This window comes from Bifidobacterium anseris, assembly GCF_002860345.1.
GTDB lineage: Bacteria > Actinomycetota > Actinomycetes > Actinomycetales > Bifidobacteriaceae > Bifidobacterium > Bifidobacterium anseris.
Genome location: NZ_NMYC01000001.1, coordinates 473987 through 494607, shown reverse-complemented (window position 1 = coordinate 494607; position 20621 = coordinate 473987). Strand labels below are relative to the sequence as shown.

At 65.6% G+C, this 20621-nt stretch carries 16 protein-coding genes; 13 read left to right on the top strand and 3 right to left on the bottom strand.

Annotated features, from left to right (window positions below):
• Positions 1-335 precede the first annotated feature (335 nt).
• The 9 genes from uvrA to CGZ88_RS02090 all read left to right on the top strand — a co-directional run bounded on the left by uvrA (position 336) and on the right by CGZ88_RS02090 (position 12397).
• Positions 336-3272, top strand: coding sequence for an excinuclease ABC subunit UvrA (gene uvrA, locus CGZ88_RS02130; RefSeq protein ID WP_026645339.1), 2937 nt, complete (start codon positions 336-338; stop codon positions 3270-3272).
• A 130-nt stretch (positions 3273-3402) separates the two neighbouring features.
• Entirely contained in the window at positions 3403-5775 is a 2373-nt protein-coding gene (uvrC, locus tag CGZ88_RS02125; RefSeq protein ID WP_101670959.1) for an excinuclease ABC subunit UvrC, read from the top strand.
• Positions 5776-5881: 106 nt separating this feature from the next.
• Positions 5882-6784, top strand: a complete 903-nt coding sequence (locus CGZ88_RS02120) for a shikimate dehydrogenase (RefSeq protein WP_026645337.1) — start codon at positions 5882-5884, stop codon at positions 6782-6784.
• Positions 6781-7713, top strand: coding sequence for an RNase adapter RapZ (rapZ, locus tag CGZ88_RS02115; protein ID WP_026645336.1), 933 nt, complete (start codon positions 6781-6783; stop codon positions 7711-7713). Before CGZ88_RS02120 ends, rapZ begins: the two co-directional genes overlap by 4 nt.
• A 165-nt stretch (positions 7714-7878) precedes the next feature.
• Positions 7879-8838: a DNA-binding protein WhiA gene (gene whiA, locus CGZ88_RS02110; protein ID WP_101670958.1), complete on the top strand. Its 960-nt coding sequence runs from the start codon at positions 7879-7881 to the stop codon at positions 8836-8838.
• Between the two features lie 162 nt (positions 8839-9000).
• On the top strand, positions 9001-10206 hold the full coding sequence (locus CGZ88_RS02105) for a phosphoglycerate kinase (protein ID WP_026645334.1): 1206 nt from the start codon (positions 9001-9003) through the stop codon (positions 10204-10206).
• 105 nt (positions 10207-10311) lie between these two features.
• A complete protein-coding gene (gene tpiA / locus CGZ88_RS02100) occupies positions 10312-11118 on the top strand; it encodes a triose-phosphate isomerase (protein WP_026645333.1) in 807 nt (268 codons plus the stop codon).
• Between the two features lie 81 nt (positions 11119-11199).
• Positions 11200-11451 carry a preprotein translocase subunit SecG gene (gene secG / locus CGZ88_RS02095; protein ID WP_024541321.1) on the top strand — a complete coding sequence of 84 codons (252 nt, stop codon included), beginning with the start codon at positions 11200-11202 and terminating at the stop codon, positions 11449-11451.
• A 118-nt stretch (positions 11452-11569) separates the two neighbouring features.
• A complete protein-coding gene (locus tag CGZ88_RS02090; RefSeq protein WP_026645332.1) occupies positions 11570-12397 on the top strand; it encodes an HAD hydrolase family protein in 828 nt (275 codons plus the stop codon).
• A gap of 155 nt (positions 12398-12552) precedes the next feature.
• Here the strand turns inward: CGZ88_RS02090 and CGZ88_RS08815 are convergent, their stop codons facing one another.
• Entirely contained in the window at positions 12553-13065 is a 513-nt protein-coding gene (locus CGZ88_RS08815) for a hypothetical protein (RefSeq protein WP_133120872.1), read from the bottom strand.
• A 6-nt stretch (positions 13066-13071) separates the two neighbouring features.
• Here CGZ88_RS08815 and CGZ88_RS02085 point away from each other — a divergent pair, with 6 nt between their 5' ends.
• From CGZ88_RS02085 to CGZ88_RS02070, 4 genes are read left to right on the top strand one after another with little or no spacing between them, the layout of a single operon-like run.
• Positions 13072-14532: an aminotransferase class I/II-fold pyridoxal phosphate-dependent enzyme gene (locus CGZ88_RS02085; RefSeq protein ID WP_231371449.1), complete on the top strand. Its 1461-nt coding sequence runs from the start codon at positions 13072-13074 to the stop codon at positions 14530-14532.
• A 44-nt stretch (positions 14533-14576) separates the two neighbouring features.
• Positions 14577-15122, top strand: a complete 546-nt coding sequence (locus tag CGZ88_RS02080) for an Lrp/AsnC family transcriptional regulator (protein ID WP_081664102.1) — start codon at positions 14577-14579, stop codon at positions 15120-15122.
• A complete protein-coding gene (locus CGZ88_RS02075; protein WP_026645329.1) occupies positions 15122-16285 on the top strand; it encodes a pyridoxal phosphate-dependent aminotransferase in 1164 nt (387 codons plus the stop codon). Before CGZ88_RS02080 ends, CGZ88_RS02075 begins: the two co-directional genes overlap by 1 nt.
• 26 nt (positions 16286-16311) lie before the next feature.
• Entirely contained in the window at positions 16312-16977 is a 666-nt protein-coding gene (locus CGZ88_RS02070; protein WP_026645328.1) for a hypothetical protein, read from the top strand.
• 170 nt (positions 16978-17147) lie between these two features.
• On the opposite strand, the gene tal is transcribed toward CGZ88_RS02070, so the two are convergent.
• Positions 17148-18254, bottom strand: a complete 1107-nt coding sequence (tal, locus tag CGZ88_RS02065) for a transaldolase (RefSeq protein WP_026645327.1) — start codon at positions 18252-18254, stop codon at positions 17148-17150.
• A 98-nt stretch (positions 18255-18352) separates the two neighbouring features.
• Positions 18353-20449, bottom strand: coding sequence for a transketolase (tkt, locus tag CGZ88_RS02060; protein WP_026645326.1), 2097 nt, complete (start codon positions 20447-20449; stop codon positions 18353-18355).
• Positions 20450-20621 lie beyond the last annotated feature (172 nt).

Sequence of the window (20621 nt, the reverse complement as noted above, 5' to 3'; positions counted from 1 at the left end):
GGCGCGCGGCCGCCTGCGCGGATGCCTGGATGATCGATGATCGATGACTACCAGCGTAGGCGAAGTGAGTGCGCCGCCGTGCGTCGCGGCGCCGATTTTCGCCGTGCGGGCGAATATGCGCCGCGTGCGGCGCGCCGTCGGACCCCGATGCGGAGATTTCGAACAGGTGTTCGATTTTTCCGCCGCGATGCGCTATCCTTGTGTTGCCTGTGCCGCCCATGTTGCCCGCGCGTCCGCGGGACGGGGCGCACGGACGGCCACACGGAATCGAAAGGCGGTATCCATTGGCAGCAGAACATGAAGCACACGCGTCGCGCGCGGTCCTCGAACGCGTCATGTCGAGCGACACCTTCCTGAGCCGCGAGTTGGCGAAGGCGCCGCTGCGCGAGGAGCACGGTTCGCTCATCGCGGACATCGGCCATCTGCCGAACGACCTCAAGATCGTCATCCAGGGCGCGCGTGAGCACAACCTCAAGAATGCGGACCTCGAATTCCCGCGCAACCGCATGGTCGTCTTCACCGGCCTGTCCGGATCGGGCAAGTCGTCGATGGCCTTCGACACGCTGTTTGCCGAGGGACAGCGCCGCTACGTCGAATCGCTGTCCGCCTACGCGCGCCAGTTCCTCGGCCAGATGGACAAGCCCGACGTCGACTTCATCGAGGGCCTGAGCCCGGCCGTCTCGATCGACCAGAAGACGACGAACCGCAACCCGCGTTCGACGGTCGGCACGATCACCGAGATCTACGACTACCTGCGTCTGCTCTTCGCGCGCACCGGCGTCCCGCACTGCCCGGTGTGCGGGGCCGAGGTGAGCGCGCAGACGCCGCAGCAGATGGTCGACCGTCTGCTCGCCAACCCCGAGGGCACGCGCTTCCAGATCCTCGCGCCGGTCGTGCGCGGCCGCAAGGGCGAGTTCGAGGACCTGCTCGAACTGCTGCGCGGCGACGGCTACGCCCGCGCGCTCGTCGACGGGCAGATGCGCCAGCTGTCCGATGAGATCAGCCTAGCCAAGCAGAAGAAGCACACGATCGAGGTCGTCGTCGACCGTCTCGTCGTGCGCGACGGCATCCGCCAGCGCCTCACCGACTCCGTCGAGACGGCGCTGCGCCTGGCGAAGGGGATCATGGTCGCCGACTTCGTCGACCGCGACGCCGACGCCTCCGACCGGCGCGTCCCCTTCTCCGAGCACATGGCCTGCCCCAACGGCCACACGCTCGAACTCGACGAGATCGAGCCGCGCACCTTCTCCTTCAACGCGCCCTACGGCGCCTGCCCCGAATGCACGGGCCTGGGCTTCAGCCTCGCGATCGACCCCGAACTCGTCGTGCCCGACCCGGACAAGACGCTCAACGAGGGCGCGATCGAGCCGTGGATGATGACGAAGTCCACCGGCGACTACTATCGCCATGTGCTCGAAGGTCTCGGCTCCGAACTCGGCTTCGACCTGGACACGCCGTGGAAGGACCTGCCCGAGGAGACGCGCCAGGCGATCATGTACGGCAAAGACTTCAAGGTCACCGTCTCGTACCGCAACCGCTGGGGGCGCATGCGCGAATACTCGACCGGCTTCGAAGGCGTCGTGCGTTCGCTGATGCGCCGCCACGAGGAGACCGACTCCGAGCAGCGCAAACAGTACTACGAGTCGTACATGCGCGAGGTGCCGTGCGCCGCCTGCCACGGCAAGCGCCTCAAGCCCGAGGTCCTCGCCGTGACCGTCGACGGCCGCTCGATCGCCGACGTGTGCGACATGCCGGCCGAACGCAGCCTCGCATGGATCAACGAGCTCGACCTGACGGGCCCCGCTGCGCACATCGCCGGCGAGGTCGTCAAGGAGATCCGCGCGCGCCTCGGCTTCCTCAATGACGTCGGCCTCAACTACCTGACGCTCTCGCGCGCCGCGAAGACGCTGTCGGGCGGCGAGGCGCAGCGCATCCGCCTCGCCACGCAGATCGGCTCGGGCCTCGTCGGCGTCATGTACGTGCTCGACGAGCCGTCGATCGGCCTGCACCAGCGTGACAACGCCCGCCTGATCGACACGCTGCACCATCTGCGCGACCTGGGCAACACGCTCATCGTCGTCGAACACGACGAGGACACGATCCGTTCGGCCGACTGGCTCGTCGACATCGGCCCGGGCGCCGGCGAACACGGCGGCGAGGTCGTCTACTCGGGACCCGCCGACCATCTCGTCGACGCGAAGCGCTCGATCACCGGCGACTATATCGCCGGGCGGCGCAGGATCGAGGTGCCCGCCAAGCGGCGCAAGCCGAAGAAGTCGCGCAGGCTGCGCGTCGTCGACGCCCGCGAGAACAACCTCAAGGACATCACCGTCGACTTCCCGCTCGGCGTCATGACCTGTGTGACCGGCGTGTCCGGATCGGGCAAGTCGACGCTCGTCAACCAGATCCTGTATCCGGTGCTCGCCGACCGGCTCAACGGCGCGAGGATCGTGCCCGGCAAGCACACGCGCGTCGAAGGCGTCGACCAGTGCGACAAGGTCATCCACGTCGACCAGAACCCGATCGGGCGCACGCCGCGCTCCAACCCGGCCACCTACACCGGCGTGTGGGACAAGATCCGCGCGCTGTTCGCGAAGACGCCCGAGGCACAGGTGCGCGGCTACGGACCGGGACGCTTCTCGTTCAACGTCAAGGGCGGCCGCTGCGAGGCGTGCCACGGCGACGGCACGCTCAAGATCGAGATGAACTTCCTGCCGGACGTCTACGTCGACTGCGAGGAATGCCACGGCAAGCGCTACAACCGCGAGACGCTCGAGGTCAAGTACAACGGCAAGTCGGTCGCCGACGTGCTCGACATGCCGATCAGCGAGGCCGCCGAGTTCTTCAAGGCCTACCCGGCGATCTCGCGCTACCTTGACACGCTCGTGCAGGTCGGACTGGGCTACATCCGCCTCGGCCAGCCCGCCACGACGCTGTCGGGCGGCGAGTCGCAGCGCGTCAAGCTCGCCACCGAGCTGCAGCGCCGGAGCACTGGCAAGACCGTCTACATCCTCGACGAGCCGACGACCGGCCTGCACTTCGAGGACGTCAACAAGCTCCTCGTTGTGCTGCAGGGGCTCGTCGACAAGGGCAACACCGTCATCGTCATCGAACACAACCTCGACGTCGTCAAGTCGAGCGACTGGATCATCGACCTCGGCCCCGAGGGCGGCGAAGGCGGCGGCACGATCGTCGCCGAGGGCACACCGGAGCACATCGTCGAGTGCGACGAATCGTGGACCGGCAAGTTCCTCGAACCGCTGCTCGGCTAGCTGACGCCGTTTGCCGGCGTCAGCTAGCCGAGCAGCGGCGTCATCATGGACGTCCACCGAAAGCATGGACGCTAATCGAAGGTCATCGTGAAGGTCATCCCGTGAACGTCATCGTGGAAAGGCAGGGGAGATGAGCGTATTCGAACGGCATGCGCCGGGCACCTGGCATGCGATCGCGCGCGACCTGGCCGCGTCCGGCGCAACGGACGCGGCGGCCGCGGCGGCTGCGGGCCCGGGCGTCAACGCGAACGGCGCGCCGCTGCTCGGCGACAGCCGTGACCTGTTCCGCCCGAAGACCTCGGACATCCCCGCGCAGCCGGGCGTCTACAAATGGCGCGACGGCGAGGGGCGCGTCATCTACGTGGGCAAGGCGAAGAACCTGCGCAACCGGCTGACCAACTATTTCCAGCCGCTGGCGCAGCTCCACCCGCGCACGCAGACGATGGTGCTCACGGCACGCTCGCTCGAATGGACCGTCGTCGGCACCGAGATCGAGGCGCTCACGCTCGAATACACGTGGATCAAGGAGTTCGACCCGCGCTTCAACGTCGTGTTCCGCGACGACAAGACCTACCCATATCTGGCGATCTCGGCCGGGGAGGAATACCCGCGCGTGTGGATCACGCGCAGCCGCAAGCGCCGCGACACCCGCTACTTCGGCCCCTACGCGAAGGTGTGGGACCTGCGCAAGAGCCTCGATCGGCTGCTGCGCGCGTTCCCGGTGCGCACCTGCACGCCGTCCGTGTTCCGCAAGGCGCAGCTGACCGGACGGCCCTGCCTGCTCGCGTCGATCGGCAAATGCTCGGCGCCATGCGTCGGCAGGATCGCGCCGCAGGAGCACCGGCGCATGTGCGAGCAGCTCGTCGGCGTGCTCACCGGACGCATCGGACGCTCGTACATCGCCCAGCTCACCGCGCAGATGAAGGAGGCGAGCGCCGAGCTCGACTTCGAACGCGCCGCGCGGCTGCGCGACGACATCCACATGCTGTCGAGCGTCGTCGAGCAGAACTCCGTCGTCCTCGACCAGGACGTGGACGCCGACGTCTTCGGTTTCGCCACCGACGAGCTCGAGGCGTCGGTGCACGCCTTCTTCGTGCGCACCGGCACGATTCGCGGCGAACGCAACTGGAGCGTCGAACGTTGCGAGGACGTCGGGGACGACGAGATCATCGCCGACCTGCTCGTGCGCGTCTACGCCGACCTCGTCGGCGACGGCACAGGCGAAAGCGGGCAGGGCGCGAAGGTCGTCGTCAACGAGGAGCGCAACGCCGTCGCCGCCTCGCAGCGTTTCCGCGCGACCGATCCGACGGCGCGCGCGCAGGCGACGCGCGAACGCAACGAACGGCTCGAACAGACCGGACGCGCCGACCTGCTCGCGCCGATCGCGCCCGTGCCCAGGCAGATCCTCGTGCCGGTCGAACCGTCGCGCCGCGAGGAGCTCGAGACGTGGCTGTCGCGGCTGCGCGGGGGAGCCGTCTCGATCGACGTGCCGCAGCGCGGCGCGAAACGCCAGCTGCTCGAACGCGCGGACCAGAACGCGCAGCAGGCGCTCCAGCGCAGCAAGATGAGCCGCATCAGCGACATCGGCGCGCGCACCGAGGCGATGAACGAGGTCGCCGAGGCGCTCGGGCTCGACCAGGCGCCGCTGCGCATCGAATGCTACGACATCTCGAACACGGTCGGCGGCTCCTATCAGGTCGCGTCGATGGTCGTGTTCGAGGACGGCGTCGCGAAGAAGTCCGAATACCGGCGCTTCGCGATCCGCGGCGAGGACGGCTCCGGCGCGCTCGACGACCTCTCGGCGCTGCGCGAGACGCTCACGCGCCGCTTCCGGCACGGCAACATCGCCGGCGACAGCGGCGACAGCGGCGACAGCATCGACGACGAGCGCCGCGCGGCCCGTGCGATGCGCGACGGCGTGGCGCATGCGACGGATGACACGGGCGTCGCGGATGACGCGGTCGAGGCAGACAATGCGGGCGCGGAGCTGATCGTGCAGCAGAACACCGACCGGCGCCGCTTCGCCTACAAGCCGAACCTCGTCGTCGTCGACGGCGGCAGGCCGCAGGTCATGGCCGCCGCGCAGGCCCTCGCCGACTGCGGCGTCGACGACGTGGCCGTGTGCGGACTTGCGAAACGCCTCGAGGAGGTGTGGGTGCCCGACGACGACTATCCGATCATCCTGCGGCGCGCCTCGGAGGGCATGTACCTGCTGCAGCGCGTGCGCGACGAATCGCACCGTTTCGCGATCGACTACCATCGACGTTCGCGCCGCAAGGGCGCGCTGCGTTCGGCGCTCGACGGCATCCCCGGCGTGGGACCGGCGTTCCAGAAGCGGCTGCTCGCGCATTTCGGATCAGTGCGCGCGATGCGCGAGGCGAGCGTCGAAGCGCTCGAGGAGGTCAAAGGCATCGGCTCCGCGAAGGCACAGCGCATCTGGCAGGCGCTGCATGCCAATGCCGAGCCCGGCGTCGGCGACGACGGCGCGTCGGACGATGCATGAGCGCCGCCCGACGGTACCTCATCACGGTCGTGCATCGCGCCGGTCGTGCGGTACGCTGGTGGCAGACCAAGCCGGAGCCATGCCGGCGACCATGTCAGGAGGTTGCATGAACAACGGACCACGGCGGTGCGCCGTCCTCGGCAAGCCCATCGCCCATTCGCTCTCGCCGGTGCTCCACGAGGCGGCCTACCGCGCGCTCGGACTGGACGGCTGGAGCTACGGGCGCATCGAGATGGACGAGGAGGGGCTCGCCGGTTTCCTCGGCTCGCTCGACGCCGGCTGGGCCGGGCTGAGCCTGACGATGCCGCTCAAACGCACGATCCAGCCCTACGGCACGCCGTCGAACCTGTGGGCGCGCGAACTCGGCGTCGCGAACACGGCGGTCTTCGCCGGCGGCTCGACGCGCCTGTACAACACCGACGTCTACGGCATCGCCCGCGCCTTCGCGCATGCGGCCAACAAGGAAGGCGTCACGCCGTCGGCGAACCGCTCGGCGGTCGTCCTCGGCAACGGCAATACGGCCACGTCCGCCCTCGCGGCGTGTGCGATGATGGGCGACGTGGCCGGCGTGACCGTCGCCGCGCGCCATCCGGAACGCAACGCCGCCCTCGCCGAGATCGGCGCACGCCACGGCATCGACGTGACGACGGTCGCGCTCGACGACGCACGGCTGCCGCGGCTGCTCGCCGGCGCCGACCTCGTCGTCAACACGATCCCCGCGCACGGCGCGGACACCGTCGCGAACCGCCTGTCCGAGGCCGGCGAAAGCGTGCATGGGATGCTGCTCGACGTGGTTTACGATCCGCGGCCCACCGAACTGATGCGCATGTGGGGACGTCTGGGCGGCGTCGCGCTCGGCGGCGAGGAGATGCTACTGTATCAAGCGGTGGCCCAGGTGCTGCTCATGACCGGACTCGCCGCGGACGGGGACTTCGACGCCGTCGGTGCGCAGCCGGTGCATGACACGCTCGAGAAGGCCATGAGAGAGGCATTGGAGGAGGCACTGTGAGTCAAGGCAACGAGACGGCGACGCACGGGGACGGACAGCAGGGGCACATCGCAGGCCCCGCCGAGGGATTCGAGGTCATGCTCATCACCGGCATGTCCGGGGCGGGCAGGTCGCACGCCGCGCACAGCATCGAGGACATGGGCTGGTATGTCGTCGACAACATGCCGCCGCAGCTCATGGTGCCGATGGTCGACATGATGACCGCGTCCAAAAGCGGCGTGCACAAGCTCGCCGCCGTCATCGACGTGCGTTCCCGCGACTACTTCACCGACCTGTCCGCGATGCTCAGTCATCTCGACGACCTCGGCGTCAAGACGCGCATCCTGTTCCTCGACGCCGACGACGAGGTGCTCATCAAGCGCTTCGAGGCGGTGCGCCGCCCGCATCCGCTGCAGCGCAACGGCCGGCTCATCGACGGCATCCGCGAGGAGCGTGAGATGCTCGAGAACCTCGAGGAGCGCGCGGACATCGTCATCGACACCTCCCATCTGAGCATCCACCAGCTGTCGACGAAGCTGTACAACGCGCTCATGGGCTCGGGGCCGACGACCGTCTCGGTGCATATCTTCAGCTTCGGCTTCAAATACGGCATCCCGATCGACGCCGACTTCGTGGCCGACGTGCGTTTCCTGCCGAACCCGTACTGGGTGCCCGAGCTGCGCGGACTCAACGGCCGCGACGAGCCGGTGAGCGACTACGTGCTGCGCAGCAAGGGGGCGACCGATTTCCTCGACGCGTACGAGAAGGCGATCGAGATCGCCGTGGAGGGCTACGCGCAGGAGGACAAGCACTACGTGACGATCGCTATCGGCTGCACCGGAGGCCAGCACCGCTCCGTCGCGATGAGCGAGGCGCTGGCGGAGCGTCTGCGCGCGCACGGGCTCAACGTGAGCGTGTCCGCGCGCGAGCTCGACCGCCACCAGTCCTGACCCGTTGCGGCGCCCGCGCGACACGCGGAGAAACAAGCACAATTCCAACGGTTTGTCAAATGCGATTCCACATTCGTCGTTGTCCAAGACCTTCGGTATCACGGAATCTCGGTGGTCACTTGCGACACGCCGTATCGATCACGATAAACACAACAGGAGGATCCTTTGGCTCTTCTCGATGAAGTCAAACGTGAGCTGTCCGAAATCGACGGGGAGATGGTCCTCGCGCAGAAGGCGCAGGTGACCTCGATGCTCCGTTTCGGAGGCGGCCTTCGCAAAAGCGATCGAAACATCATCGTTCAGGCGCAGTTCGACTCGCTCGACGCGGCCCAGTGGCTCCAGCGGGCGATTAAGAACCTCTACGGCCACGACGCAATGCTGACGGCCGTCGAACGCCAGACGCCGACCGGCCCGGTGCGGCGCTACATGGTCATCGTCGAACGCGGCGGCGTCGCCCTCGCACTGCAGACCGGCCTGCTCGACCGGCGCAAGCATCAGGCCGTCGCAGGCCTGCCGCAGGAGCTCACGGCCGGCAACATCGCGCAGATCAAGGCGATCTGGCGCGGCGCGTTCCTCGCGCACGGCGGCCTGTCCGATCCGGGCAAGGCCAGCTATCTCGAGATCATCTGCCCGACCGATGAGACCGCGCTGGCGCTCACGAGCGCCGCACGCCGCCTCGGCATCAGCGCCAAGCCGCGCCAGCTGCGCAGCTCGCGCCGCGTCACGCTCAAGGACCCCGACGCGATCGAACGCATGCTCAACCTGATGGGCGCGCCGCGCTCGGCGCGCGAATGGACAGGCAAGCGCTCCGACGGCGAGGCCCGAGGCAAGGCGAACCGTCTGGCCAACTTCGACGACGCGAACATGCGCCGCAGCGCGAAGGCCGCGGCCGAGGCGTGCGAGAAGGTGCGCCGCGCCTTCGAGATCCTCGGTGACGACGTGCCGGAGAACCTGCGCGCCGCCGGCCAGCTGCGCCTCGACCACGACGACGCGAGCCTCGAGGAGCTCGGACGCCTCGCCGAGCCGCCGATCACGAAGGACGCGGTTGCCGGACGCATCCGTCGCCTGCTGCAGCTTGCGGACAAGGTCGCCAAGGCGTCCCAGGAGAACGACGCCGAGGCCTGAGGCCTCGGTCCCCGGGGCCGGCAGGGCCCCGCAGATCTGTGGACAGGCGCGGCGACGCTCTCGGCGAAGGCATCGCCTGTTCGTTTTTGGCTGTATGATGCGTAACTGGCGGATCATGCAGCCGTTCCCCGTCAACCCCGGCGGCGAGAAAGGAAAATCCATATGAAGACACTCAAGGATCTTGGAGATCTCAAGGGCAAGCGCGTCCTCGTCCGCGCTGATTTCAATGTGCCGCTCGATGGCACGACCATCACCGACGACGGTCGCATCAAGGCCGCGCTGCCCACGATCGAGCAGCTGCGCAAGGACGGCGCGAAGGTCATCCTCATGGCTCATCTGGGCCGCCCGAAGGGCAAGGTCGTCCCGGAGCTCTCCCTCGCGCCGGTCGCCGCGCGCCTGAGCGAGCTGCTCGGCGTGCCGGTCGTCCTCGCGAAGGACACCTACGGCCCGGACGCGCAGGAGAAGGTCGCCGCGATGAAGGACGGCGACGTCGTGCTGCTCGAGAACGTCCGCTTCAACCCGGAGGAGACGAGCAAGGACGAGGCCGAGCGTTCCGCGTACGCGAAGAAGATCGCCGCCCTCGGCGACGTCTTCGTCTCCGACGGCTTCGGCGTCGTGCACCGCGCGCAGGGCTCCAACTACGACGTCGCGGCCGATCTGCCGGCCGCCGCTGGCCTGCTCGTGGAGAAGGAGGTCAAGGCGCTGTCCAAGGCGACCGAGGACCCGGAGCGTCCATTCACCGTCGTGCTCGGTGGTTCGAAGGTCTCCGACAAGCTCGGCGTCATTGAGAACCTCCTCGACAAGGCCGATCGTCTCGTCATCGGCGGCGGCATGGTGTTCACGTTCCTCAAGGCCAAGGGCTACGAGGTCGGCACCTCGCTGCTCGAGGAGGATCAGATCGAGAAGGTCAAGGGCTACATCGAGACGGCCGAGAAGAACGGCGTCGAGCTCGTCCTTCCGATCGACATCGTCGTCAACAAGGGCTTCCCGGCGGGCGACACCCCGATCGACCCGGAGGTCGTCCCGGCCGACCAGATCCCGTCCGACATGATGGGCCTCGACATCGGCCCGGAGTCCTGCAAGCTCTTCCATGACAAGATCGTCGATTCCAAGACGGTCGTGTGGAACGGCCCGATGGGCGTGTTCGAGATCCCGCAGTTCGCCAACGGCACCCGCGCGGTCGCCCAGGCGCTCGTCGACGCGACGGCTAACGGCGCGTTCACGATCGTCGGCGGCGGCGACTCCGCGGCCGCGGTGCGCAACCTCGGCTTCCCGGAGGACGGCTTCTCGCACATCTCGACCGGCGGCGGCGCCTCTCTCGAATTCCTCGAGGGCAAGGAGCTCCCGGGCCTCAAGGTCCTCGACTGACACATTCCGCCGCGAGCGACCCGATACACCAAGGCGCGCACCGTCCGGTACACGGCGGTGCGCGCCGCGCGTTCCATCCGCAGACCCAAGTCCTAGGGAATCCATATGGCATCAGCACGCATTCCGATGGTGGCCGGTAACTGGAAGATGAACTTCGATCATCTTGAGGCGACCGCCTTCGTCCAGCAATTCGCGAGAAACCTCAAATCCCGCCGTTTCGACTTCTCGAAATGCGAGGTGGCGCTGTTCCCGGCCTTCACGGCGCTGCGCAGCGTCCAGGTGCTCGTCGACGCCGACAACCTCAGGATCCGCTACGGGGCGCAGACCGTCTCCGTCACATCCCAGGGCGCCTTCACCGGCGACGTCTCCGCGGACATGCTCGCCCGGCTCGGCTGCAGCTACGTCATCGTCGGGCATTCCGAACGCCGCAAATACCATCCCGAGGACGACGCGAACATCGTCGACCAGGTGCGCGCCGTCCTCGCCGCCGGCATGCAGCCGATCCTGTGCGTCGGCGAAAGCCTCGAGGAGCGTCGCAAGGGCATCGAGCTCGACTTCGCCGTCGGCCAGGTGCACGACGTGACGCGCGACCTGTCCGACGAGGAGGCCGAACGGCTCATCATCGCCTACGAGCCGGTGTGGGCGATCGGCACCGGCATGGTCGCCACGCCGCAGTCCGCGCAGGACGCAGCCGAGGCGTTCCGCGCGCATCTGGCGCGCACCTTCAACGACCACGTCGCACAGACGGTGCGCGTGCTGTACGGGGGATCGGTCACGTCGAAGAACGCCGTCGAACTCATCAGCGAACCCGACGTGGACGGATTCCTCATCGGCGGCGCCGCTCTGCACGTCGACGAGCTGACGAGGATCTGCATGCTCACGCTGCAGACCACATCTTCACAAGGTCTTTGAGATTATGCATCGTTTTGTTCTCGGCCTTGCGCTAAGGTGGTACCAGCAATTGATAGTTTTGGAGGTTCACCAGTGTCCGGTATCGCAGTTGTCAAGCTGATTCTGCAGATTGTGCTCGTCGTGCTCAGCCTGCTGCTCACCCTGCTCATCCTTATGCACAAGGGCAAGGGTGGCGGCCTGTCCGACATGTTCGGCGGCGGCCTGACGCAGAACGCCGGTTCCTCGGGCGTCGCGGAGAAGAACCTGAATCGCTGGACGGTCATCATCGCGCTCATCTGGGTCGCGATCATCGTCGCGCTCGGACTCATCGCGAAGTTCGTCCCCGCAGCCTGAGCATCCGGACGACGCTCATCAGCTTCGATCCCATGGCCATGACGGCCATGGGATTCTTTGTATCCGACCACCGCGTATCCGACCATTGCCACGACAACCTGATAGGGGAGGGGAGACCATGCCCGACACACCATCCGTCATCGTCGATCTCGACGGCACGTTGCTGCACGACGCGCTGCGTTTCGAGGACCGCGACTTCAGCGCGCGCACGCAGCGCGCCGTCGACCGTCTGCACGCCGCCGGTGTCCCGTTCGCCGTCGCCACGGCGCGCCCGGTGAGCACCGGCCTCGGCATTGTCCAGCGTCTGCACGCCGACGCGTGCATCTATCTCAACGGCGCGCTCATCGACTTCGACCCCGCCCATTCCGACATGGACTCGCTCACCGGGCGACGCCCCGTTGCGGCGGACGGCATCCTCAAGGTCGGGTTCCCGTCGCGCCGCGCATGCGAGGTGTGCCGTGCGATCCTGAGCGTCATGCCAGATCTGCAGATCGGCATCGTCATGGACGACGTGCGCTACACGAACTTCGACGTGACGCAGTACTGGACGACGCAGACGTGGACCTACACCGATTTCCGTGATGTGCCCGAAGGCGTTGCCGACAAGATCATCATCTTCCCGCGTGCCGACCAGACCGAACTGCTCGCCACGCTTGTCCCGGACGACTTTGACGTGCACATCTCGGAGGGGAGGCTGTGGATGCTGATGGCACCGGACGCGAACAAAGAGCAGGCGATGCGCACGCTGTATGAACGCTGGGGGATCGACCCGACGTCGGCTGTGTCCTTCGGTGACGACATCGTCGACATCGCGATGATGCAGCAGTCCGGCACCGGCGTCGCCGTCGCGAACGCGAACCCGCAGGTCCTCGCCATCAGCGACGACGTATGTGCGTCGAACAACGACGACGGCGTCGCACAGTGGATTGAACAGAATCTGCTGTAGTTGAACACCTGAACACAGACATTGAACAAATAATCGGTAGCGTTGAACATCAATATGACAATGTTGAACACATGTCTGAAAAGGCATGCGCAGATATGCCCGGTTGGCTGCGTTCAACGATGTCCATATTTTGTTCAATGTTCAGCGTGTCATGTTCAACGTGTGCTAGACTGTCGCTCAGTTTTGCGTTGAACACCCGTTGGAAGGAGCTTCAGATGGAGGATCGCTTCGCCCATCGTCTCAATCAGGCGATGGAACTGCGCAACATACGGCAGAGCGATTTCGTGAAGGCCGCCGAGGAGCACGGCGTCAAGCTCGGCCGCAGCCACGTCAGCCAGTACGTCAACGGCAAGACGCGTCCGCGCCCTGAGATCGAACGATTCCTCGCGGCCGTGCTCGGTGTCGACGCGCGTTGGCTCGCAGGCGAGGCCGTCGCCTTCGACGCGCATCCGGCGACCTTCGACGATGTGATCGAGGGGAGCGGCGCGCATGATAACGTCGCACATCACGATGCCGTTGAACATGACGATTCCGTTGAGCACACGCACCCAGTTGAACATAGTGAGTACGTCGAACGGAACATCAACATTGAACATGTTGACGACGTTGAACACGGCACAGATGTTCAATCTTATGACAGCGTTGAACAACGGTCCAACGTTGAACAATCGGAAATCATTGAACAGTCAAGCAATATTGAATATACAAAGATTGAACAGGCTGCTCACGTTGAACATCATGCCTCCATTGAACATAACAACGGTGAACACTTCTCATCATCAACTTTGAACAACCAGCACATCGCAGCACAACCCGGACAGGAGCACAGCATGGAACCGCAATTCGACGACGATGTACAGGATCCCTCGTTCACCGACGTGCCGTCGAGCGTGACGTCCGAGGAACCCAAGACGCGCGGCAGGCGCACCTTCACGAAGTCGCACAAGCTCGACAACGTCCTCTACGACGTGCGCGGACCGGTCGTCGACGAGGCCGCGCGCATGGAGGCCGCCGGCATGCATGTCATGAAGCTCAACATCGGCAACCCGGCGCCCTTCGGCTTCCGCACGCCCGACGAGGTCGTTTACGACATGGCGCAGCAGCTCACCGACACCGAAGGCTATTCGGCATCCAAGGGCCTGTTCTCGGCACGCAAGGCGATCATGCAGTACGCCCAGCTCAAGAACTTGCCGAACGTCGGCGTCGAAGACATCTACACCGGCAACGGTGTCAGCGAACTGATCAACCTGAGCATGAGCGCGCTGCTCGACAACGGCGATGAGGTGCTGCTGCCGATGCCCGACTATCCGCTGTGGACGGCGTGCGTCACGCTGGCCGGTGGCAAGCCGGTGCACTACGTGTGCGACGAGCAGTCGGAATGGTATCCGGACATCGACGACATGCGCTCCAAGATCACCGACCGCACGAAGGCGATCGTCATCATCAACCCGAACAACCCGACCGGCGCGCTCTACCCGAAGGAGGTGCTCGAGCAGATCGTCGAACTGGCGCGCGAGCACCAGCTGATGATCTTCTCCGACGAGATCTACGACCGGCTCGTCATGGACGGCCTCGAGCACACGTCGATCGCCTCGCTCGCGCCGGATCTGTTCTGCGTCACCTACAGCGGCCTGTCGAAGTCGCATATGATCGCCGGCTACCGCATCGGCTGGATGATCCTGTCAGGCAACAAGGCGATCGCGAAGGACTACATCGAGGGCCTCGACATGCTCACGAACATGCGCATCTGCTCGAACGTGCCGGCGCAGTCGATCGTACAGACCGCGCTCGGAGGCCATCAGAGCGTCAACGACTACATCGTGCCCGGCGGCCGCATCTACGAACAGCGCGAATACATCTACAACGCGCTCAACTCGATCGACGGCATCACCGCCGTCAAACCGAAGGCCGCGTTCTACATCTTCCCGAAGATCGACGTGAGGAAATTCAACGTCCACAACGACGAGCAGTTCGCACTCGACCTGCTGCACGACGAGAAGCTGCTCATCGTGCAGGGCACCGGCTTCAACTGGAAGGACCCCGACCACTTCCGCGTCGTCTATCTTCCGCGCGTCGAGGTGCTCAAGGGCGCCGTCGACAAGATGACGCGATTCTTCTCCTACTATCGCCAATGATTACGACGCACGCAGCGGACAGACACACGGAAGGAGGGCGCCACATGGGCGACATGGATAGGGACGGCCGCGCGCAGGACGCGGACGTCGACGCGAACGATCTGTCGATTCTCGAACTGCTCGAGAACGACGCGCGGCTCGACGCGCGCGACCTGGCGGACATCCTCGGCGAGGACGAGGAACGCGTCGCCTCGAGTGTGCGGCGCATGGAGGACGAGCGGATCATCTGCGGCTACCACACGGTGATCAACTACAACAAGGTGTTGCGCGACGAACGCATCATGGCGTTCATCGAGGTGGACGTCAGCCCGATGAAGGACGAAGGCTACGACCACACGGCTGCGCTGCTCGCGAAGTACCCCGAGATCGATTCGCTGTATCTGATCACCGGGGACAACGACTTCATCTGCCTCGTGCAGGGCAGGACGATGTTCGAGGTGTGCCGCTTCGTCGCCGACCGCATCGCCGTCATGGAGCACGTGCGCGGCACGAAGACGCTGTTCGTGCTCAAGCAGTACAAGCAGTCAGGCGTGCTCACCGGCGCCGCCCGCGCGACGGGTGACGAGGGACGATTGGTGGTGAGCTACTGATGAAGCCGATCAATGCCGTCGTCGAGGCGCTCAAGCCCAGCGGCATCCGCAAGTACTTCGATCTGGCGAACGCGATGAAGGGCGTCATTTCGCTCGGCGTGGGCGAGCCGGACTTCGACACGCCCTGGCATATCAGCGCGAAGGCCGTCGAATCCTTCGAGGACGGCCACACCCACTACACGGCGAACCGGGGACTCATCGCGCTGCGGCGGCGCATCGCCGACTACTACCGCAGCCGTTACGGCATCGGCTACGACCCCGAATCGCAGATCCTCGTGACAGTCGGCGGTTCTGAGGCCGTCGACCTGTGCTGCCGCACGCTGATCAACCCGGGCGACGAGGTCATCGTGCTCGACCCGAACTACGTGGCCTACGAACCGGCGATCGTGATGGCCGGCGGCGTGCCGGTGCGTATCGAACTGACGCAGGAGCACGACTTCAAGCTGCTGCCCGAGGATCTCGAGGCGGCGATCAGTGAGCGGACGAAGGCGATCATCCTCAACTTCCCGTCGAATCCCACCGGCGGCGTCATGAGCCGCGACGACTATGCGCGCATCGTGCCGATCATCAGGGATTCGGGCATCTACGTCATCTCCGACGAGATTTACTCCGAGCTGGTGTTCGACGGGGAATTCTGTTCACCGGCGAACTTCGGTGAGATCCGCGATCAGGTGCTCGTGATCAACGGCTTCTCGAAGGCTTTCGCGATGACCGGCTGGCGTCTCGGCTACCTGCTGAGCAGCCCCGAGCTGAGTGCGCAGCTGACGAAGGTGCACCAGTTCGTCATCATGTCGGCGCCGACGGCCGCGCAGTACGCGGCAATCGAGGCGCTCGAGCACGGCGTGCCGGACATCGTTGCGATGCGCCGGCAGTACGAGGCGCGACGCAACCTCATCTGCGCGCGGCTCAACCGCATGGGCCTGACGACGAATGTGCCGAAGGGCACGTTCTACGTCTTCGCGAACATCACGTCGTCGGGGCTGAGCTCCGACGAGTTCTGCGTGCGGCTGCTCGAGGAGCAGCGGGTCGCCGTCGTCCCCGGAACCGCGTTCGGCGACTCCGGCGAGGGATTCGTGCGCATCTCCTATGCGACGGGCATGGAGCAGATCAAGGAGGCGTGCTCGCGGATCGAGACGTTCCTCGCATCGCTGCGCGACATGTGAGCGACGGATCGCCCTATGCTGGTCCTATGCCGAACATCCATGCCACGACGCCGCCACGTCTGCCGCGTCTTCCCAATGACGATGCCGTGTACACTGACGCCCGCATCGCCGTCATACGTCCCGAGGAGGATCTGGACGGTGTGCGCGTCGCCGATCAGCGCGTCGACGCCGTCGACCTGACCGCTACCGCCATGCTCGACTGCGCCTTCGAACGATTGGCCGTCGGCGAGTTGGTCGCCACGCGCGCCCATGTCAGACACACGGTGGCGCGCGACTGCCGTACCGCGTCCTGCGACGTCCACGCGGCCGGCATCGAGGCGAGCCTCGTCGAGGATTGCGCGTTCGGCGCCGTGCAGGCGCATGCGACGCGAATCGTCGGCGTCGAGATACGCGGATGCCGCATCGACTATCTCAACTGCCGCAGCGCCGTGTGCCGCGATCTCGTGTTCCGCGACTGCGCGATAGGGGAGTTCGACGGCAACGACGCCCGGCTTTCCCGTATCGCGTTCGTCGATACGCGCGTGGACATTCTCTCGCTGCAGCACGCCGCATGCGCCGATGTCGATCTGCGCGGCGCGCGGCTGCGCGAGATCCGCGGCGTCGATTCGCTCGCAGGCACGACGATGACGCTCGAACAGATCGCCGACCTCGCCGCGGTGTTCGCGCGCAGCATCGGCATCCGCACCAGCTGAACCGCGCGCACGATCGTTCGTGCCGTCCAGACGCGACGACGTCGTCGCAGACGACAATCACATGCATGCGGATACGACACGCATACGGATACGAAAAGGGCCCCGGCAAATGCCGGGGCCCGATGTGTTGACCTTCAGGTCAGCAACGGATCATGTCCGAGGGACGGAGCTCAGCCGTTGACGCGGTCGATGCCCGCCTGGACGTCGGTGAGGACCGAATCCCAGGACTTGATGAAGGCGGCGACACCGTCGGCCTCGAGCTTGTCGGTGACATCCTTGAAGTTGATGCCGACTTCAGCGAGGTCGTTCATGATGTCGTGGGCTTCGTCGTAGTTGCCCGGGATGATGCCCAGCGTGGCCTGACCGTGATCGGCGACCGCGAGCAGCGTCTTCTCCGGCATCGTGTTGACGACGTCCTTGGCGACGAGCTCGTCGACGTACTTGACGTCGGAGTAAGCCGGGTTCTTGGTGCCGGTGGAGGCCCACAGCGGACGCTGCTTCTTAGCGCCCTTGGCTTCGAGGGCAGCCCAGCGCGGATCCTCGGCGAACTTGTTCTCGAAGAGCTCATAGGCGAGGCGGGCGTTGGCCACAGCGGCCTTGCCCATCAGGCCCTTGGCCTCGAGCGAGCCGATCTCCTCAAGACGCTTGTCGACCGCGGTGTCCACGCGGGAGACGAAGAAGGAAGCGACCGAAGCCATCTTGGAGAGGTCCTTGCCGTTCGCGTCGGCCTGGACCATGCCCTCGATGAAGGCGTCGATGACCTGCTCGTAGCGCTCGAGCGAGAAGATCAGCGTGACGTTGACGGAGATGCCCTTGGCGAGCGTGGCGGTAATCGCCGGAAGGCCCTCGAGGGTCGCCGGGATCTTGATCATCGCGTTCGGACGATCGACCTTGGCCCACAGCTCCTCAGCCTGCTTCTCGGTCTCGGCGGTCTCATGCGCCAGACGCGGGTCGACCTCGATCGAGACGCGGCCGTTGACGTAGTCGGAGGCCTCGGCGACCGGCTTGAAGATGTCGCAGGCGTTGCGCACGTCGGTGGTGGTGAGCTCGCGGATCGCGGTCTCGACGTCGACCTTGCCGAGCTCCTTGAGCTGGGCGTCGTACGGTCCGACCTGGCTCAGGGCCTTCTGGAAGATCGACGGGTTGGTCGTGACGCCGACCACGTTGTCGTTCTTGATGAGCTCTTCGAGGTTGCCCGACTCGATGCGGGTGCGGGACAGATCGTCCAGCCAGATCGAAACGCCGGCATCGGAAATTGCCTGAGTGGATGCAGTCATGTTGCTTCTCCTGTTTGTTGTTGGGGAAAAATTTTTCCGCCTATTGCAGTATAGGCGCAAGGGGAGGGGATGCCGTGCGACATCCCCTCATGGATGAATCAGCGAGCCTCTTCGATCGAAGCCTTCGCGGCCTCGACGACGTGCTCGGCTGTGATGCCCAGATCGATCATGTTCTGGGCACCGTCACCCTGCAGGCCGAACTGGTCGATGGCGATGGCCTTGCCGTAGCTGCCCAGGTACTTATACCAGGACATCGCGGAGCCGGCCTCGACGGAGACACGGGCCTTGACGCTCTTCGGGAGGATCTCCTCCTTGTACTCGTCGTCCTGCTCCTCGAACCATTCCATCGAAACCATCGAGATGACGCGGGCCTTGATGCCTTCGGCGGCCAGCTGCTTGGCGCCCTCGAGCGCCCACTGGACCTCGGAACCGGAAGCCATGATGATAACGTCCGGCTGGCCTTCCTCGCCGTAGAGCACGTAGGCGCCCTTGCGCACGCCTTCCTTGGCCTTCTCGGCGGTCTCGACGAGCGTCGGGACACCCTGACGGGTCAGGACCATCGCGGTCGGCAGCGTGTTCTTCTTCTCGAAGAAGTAGCGGTAGGCCTCGGCGGTCTCCCACTCGTCGGCCGGACGGACGACCTCGAGCTGCGGGATGTCGCGGAAGGAGCTCAGGTGCTCGATCGGCTGGTGGGTCGGGCCATCCTCGCCGAGGGCGACGGAGTCATGGCTCCAGATGTACAGGTTCGGGATCTCCATGAGCGCGGACAGGCGGACCGCGGCGCGCATGTAGTCGGCGAACTGGAAGAAGGTGCCGGAGAACGGACGGGTGTCCGAGCCGAGCAGGATGCCGTTGGTAATGCAGCCCATCGCGAACTCACGCACGCCGAAGTGCAGCTGGCGGCCGTACGGCGAGCAGTTCGGCCACTGGGTCGTGGCGTCCTCGGCCGGAGCGAAGGAAGCGGCACCCTTGATGTTCGTGTTGTTGGAGCCGCCCAGATCGGCGGAGCCGCCCCACAGTTCCGGCATGATCGGTGCGATCGCGTTGATCACGGCGCCGGAGGCCTTGCGGGTGGCAACCTTGGAACCGGCCTCGAAGCCGGCCTCGAGATCGTCGATGGCCTTGTCGAACTCGGCCGGCAGTTCGCCGTTCTTGATGCGCTCATACAGCGCTGCCTTATCCGGGTTGGCGGCGGCCCACTTATCGAAGGCCTCGTCCCATTCCTTGTGCGCCTCGAGGCCGCGCTCGGCGACCTTGCGGGCGTGGGCAAGCGCCTCCTCATCGACCTCGAAGGTCTTCTCCGGGTCGAGGCCCAGTGCCTTCTTGAGGCCGGCGACGGCCTCGTCGCCGAGGGCGGAGCCGTGCGACGACGGATCGTTCGTCTTGCCCGGGGTCGGCCATGCGATGAGCGTGTCGACCTTGATGAAGTGCGGGCGGTCGGTGACCTGCTCGGCCTTCTCGAGGACCTTGGTCAGGCCTTCGATGTCCTCCTTGTAGGAGCCGTCGGGCTGGATGAAGCTGATCTCGTCGGTGTACCAGCCATAGGCCTTGTAACGGCCGATGACGTCCTCGTCGAGCGCGATCTTCGTCTCGCCCTCGATCTGGATGTGGTTCGCGTCGAAGATCACGAAGAGGTTGCCGAGCTTCTCGTTGCCCGCGAGCGAGGAGGCCTCGCCGGAGACGCCTTCCTCGATGTCGCCTTCGCCGCAGATGACCCACACCTTGTGGTCGAACGGCGAGGTGCCCTCCGGGGCGTCCGGGTCGAGCAGGCCGCGCTCGTAGCGCTGGCCGTATGCGAAGCCGACGGCGGATGCGACGCCCTGGCCGAGCGGGCCGGTCGTCATCTCGATGCCCGGGGTCAGGCCGTACTCGGGATGGCCCGGAGTGCGCGTGTCCGCGCCGCCGCGGAAGTACTTGAGGTCATCCAGCGTCAGGCCGTAGCCGGAGAAGTACAGCTGAACGTACTGGGTGAGCGACGCGTGGCCGCCCGAGAGGATGAAGCGGTCGCGACCGGCCCAGTTCGGGTCGTTCGGGTCCTGCTTGATGAAACGCTGATAGAGCGTGTAGGCAATCGGGGCCAGCGAAATCGGGGAGCCGGGATGGCCGTGACCCGCCTTCTGCACCGCATCGGCGGAGAGGGCCTTCGCCATCTTGATGGCGCGCTCGTCCAGTTCAGACCAGATGTTATCGGTCATAGGTGATCTACTTTCCTTCCAATACTTCGGACGCACGGGGGGCCGGCATTGTGCCGTTCTTCGCACGTCCTTCACATTGCCCTTACATAGTAGCCGCCGTAACCGACTTAAACGGCGGAGTTTGGCGTGTTCGTTCGTGCGCGGTCGCCTACGGGGCGGTCCCGGGGCGACC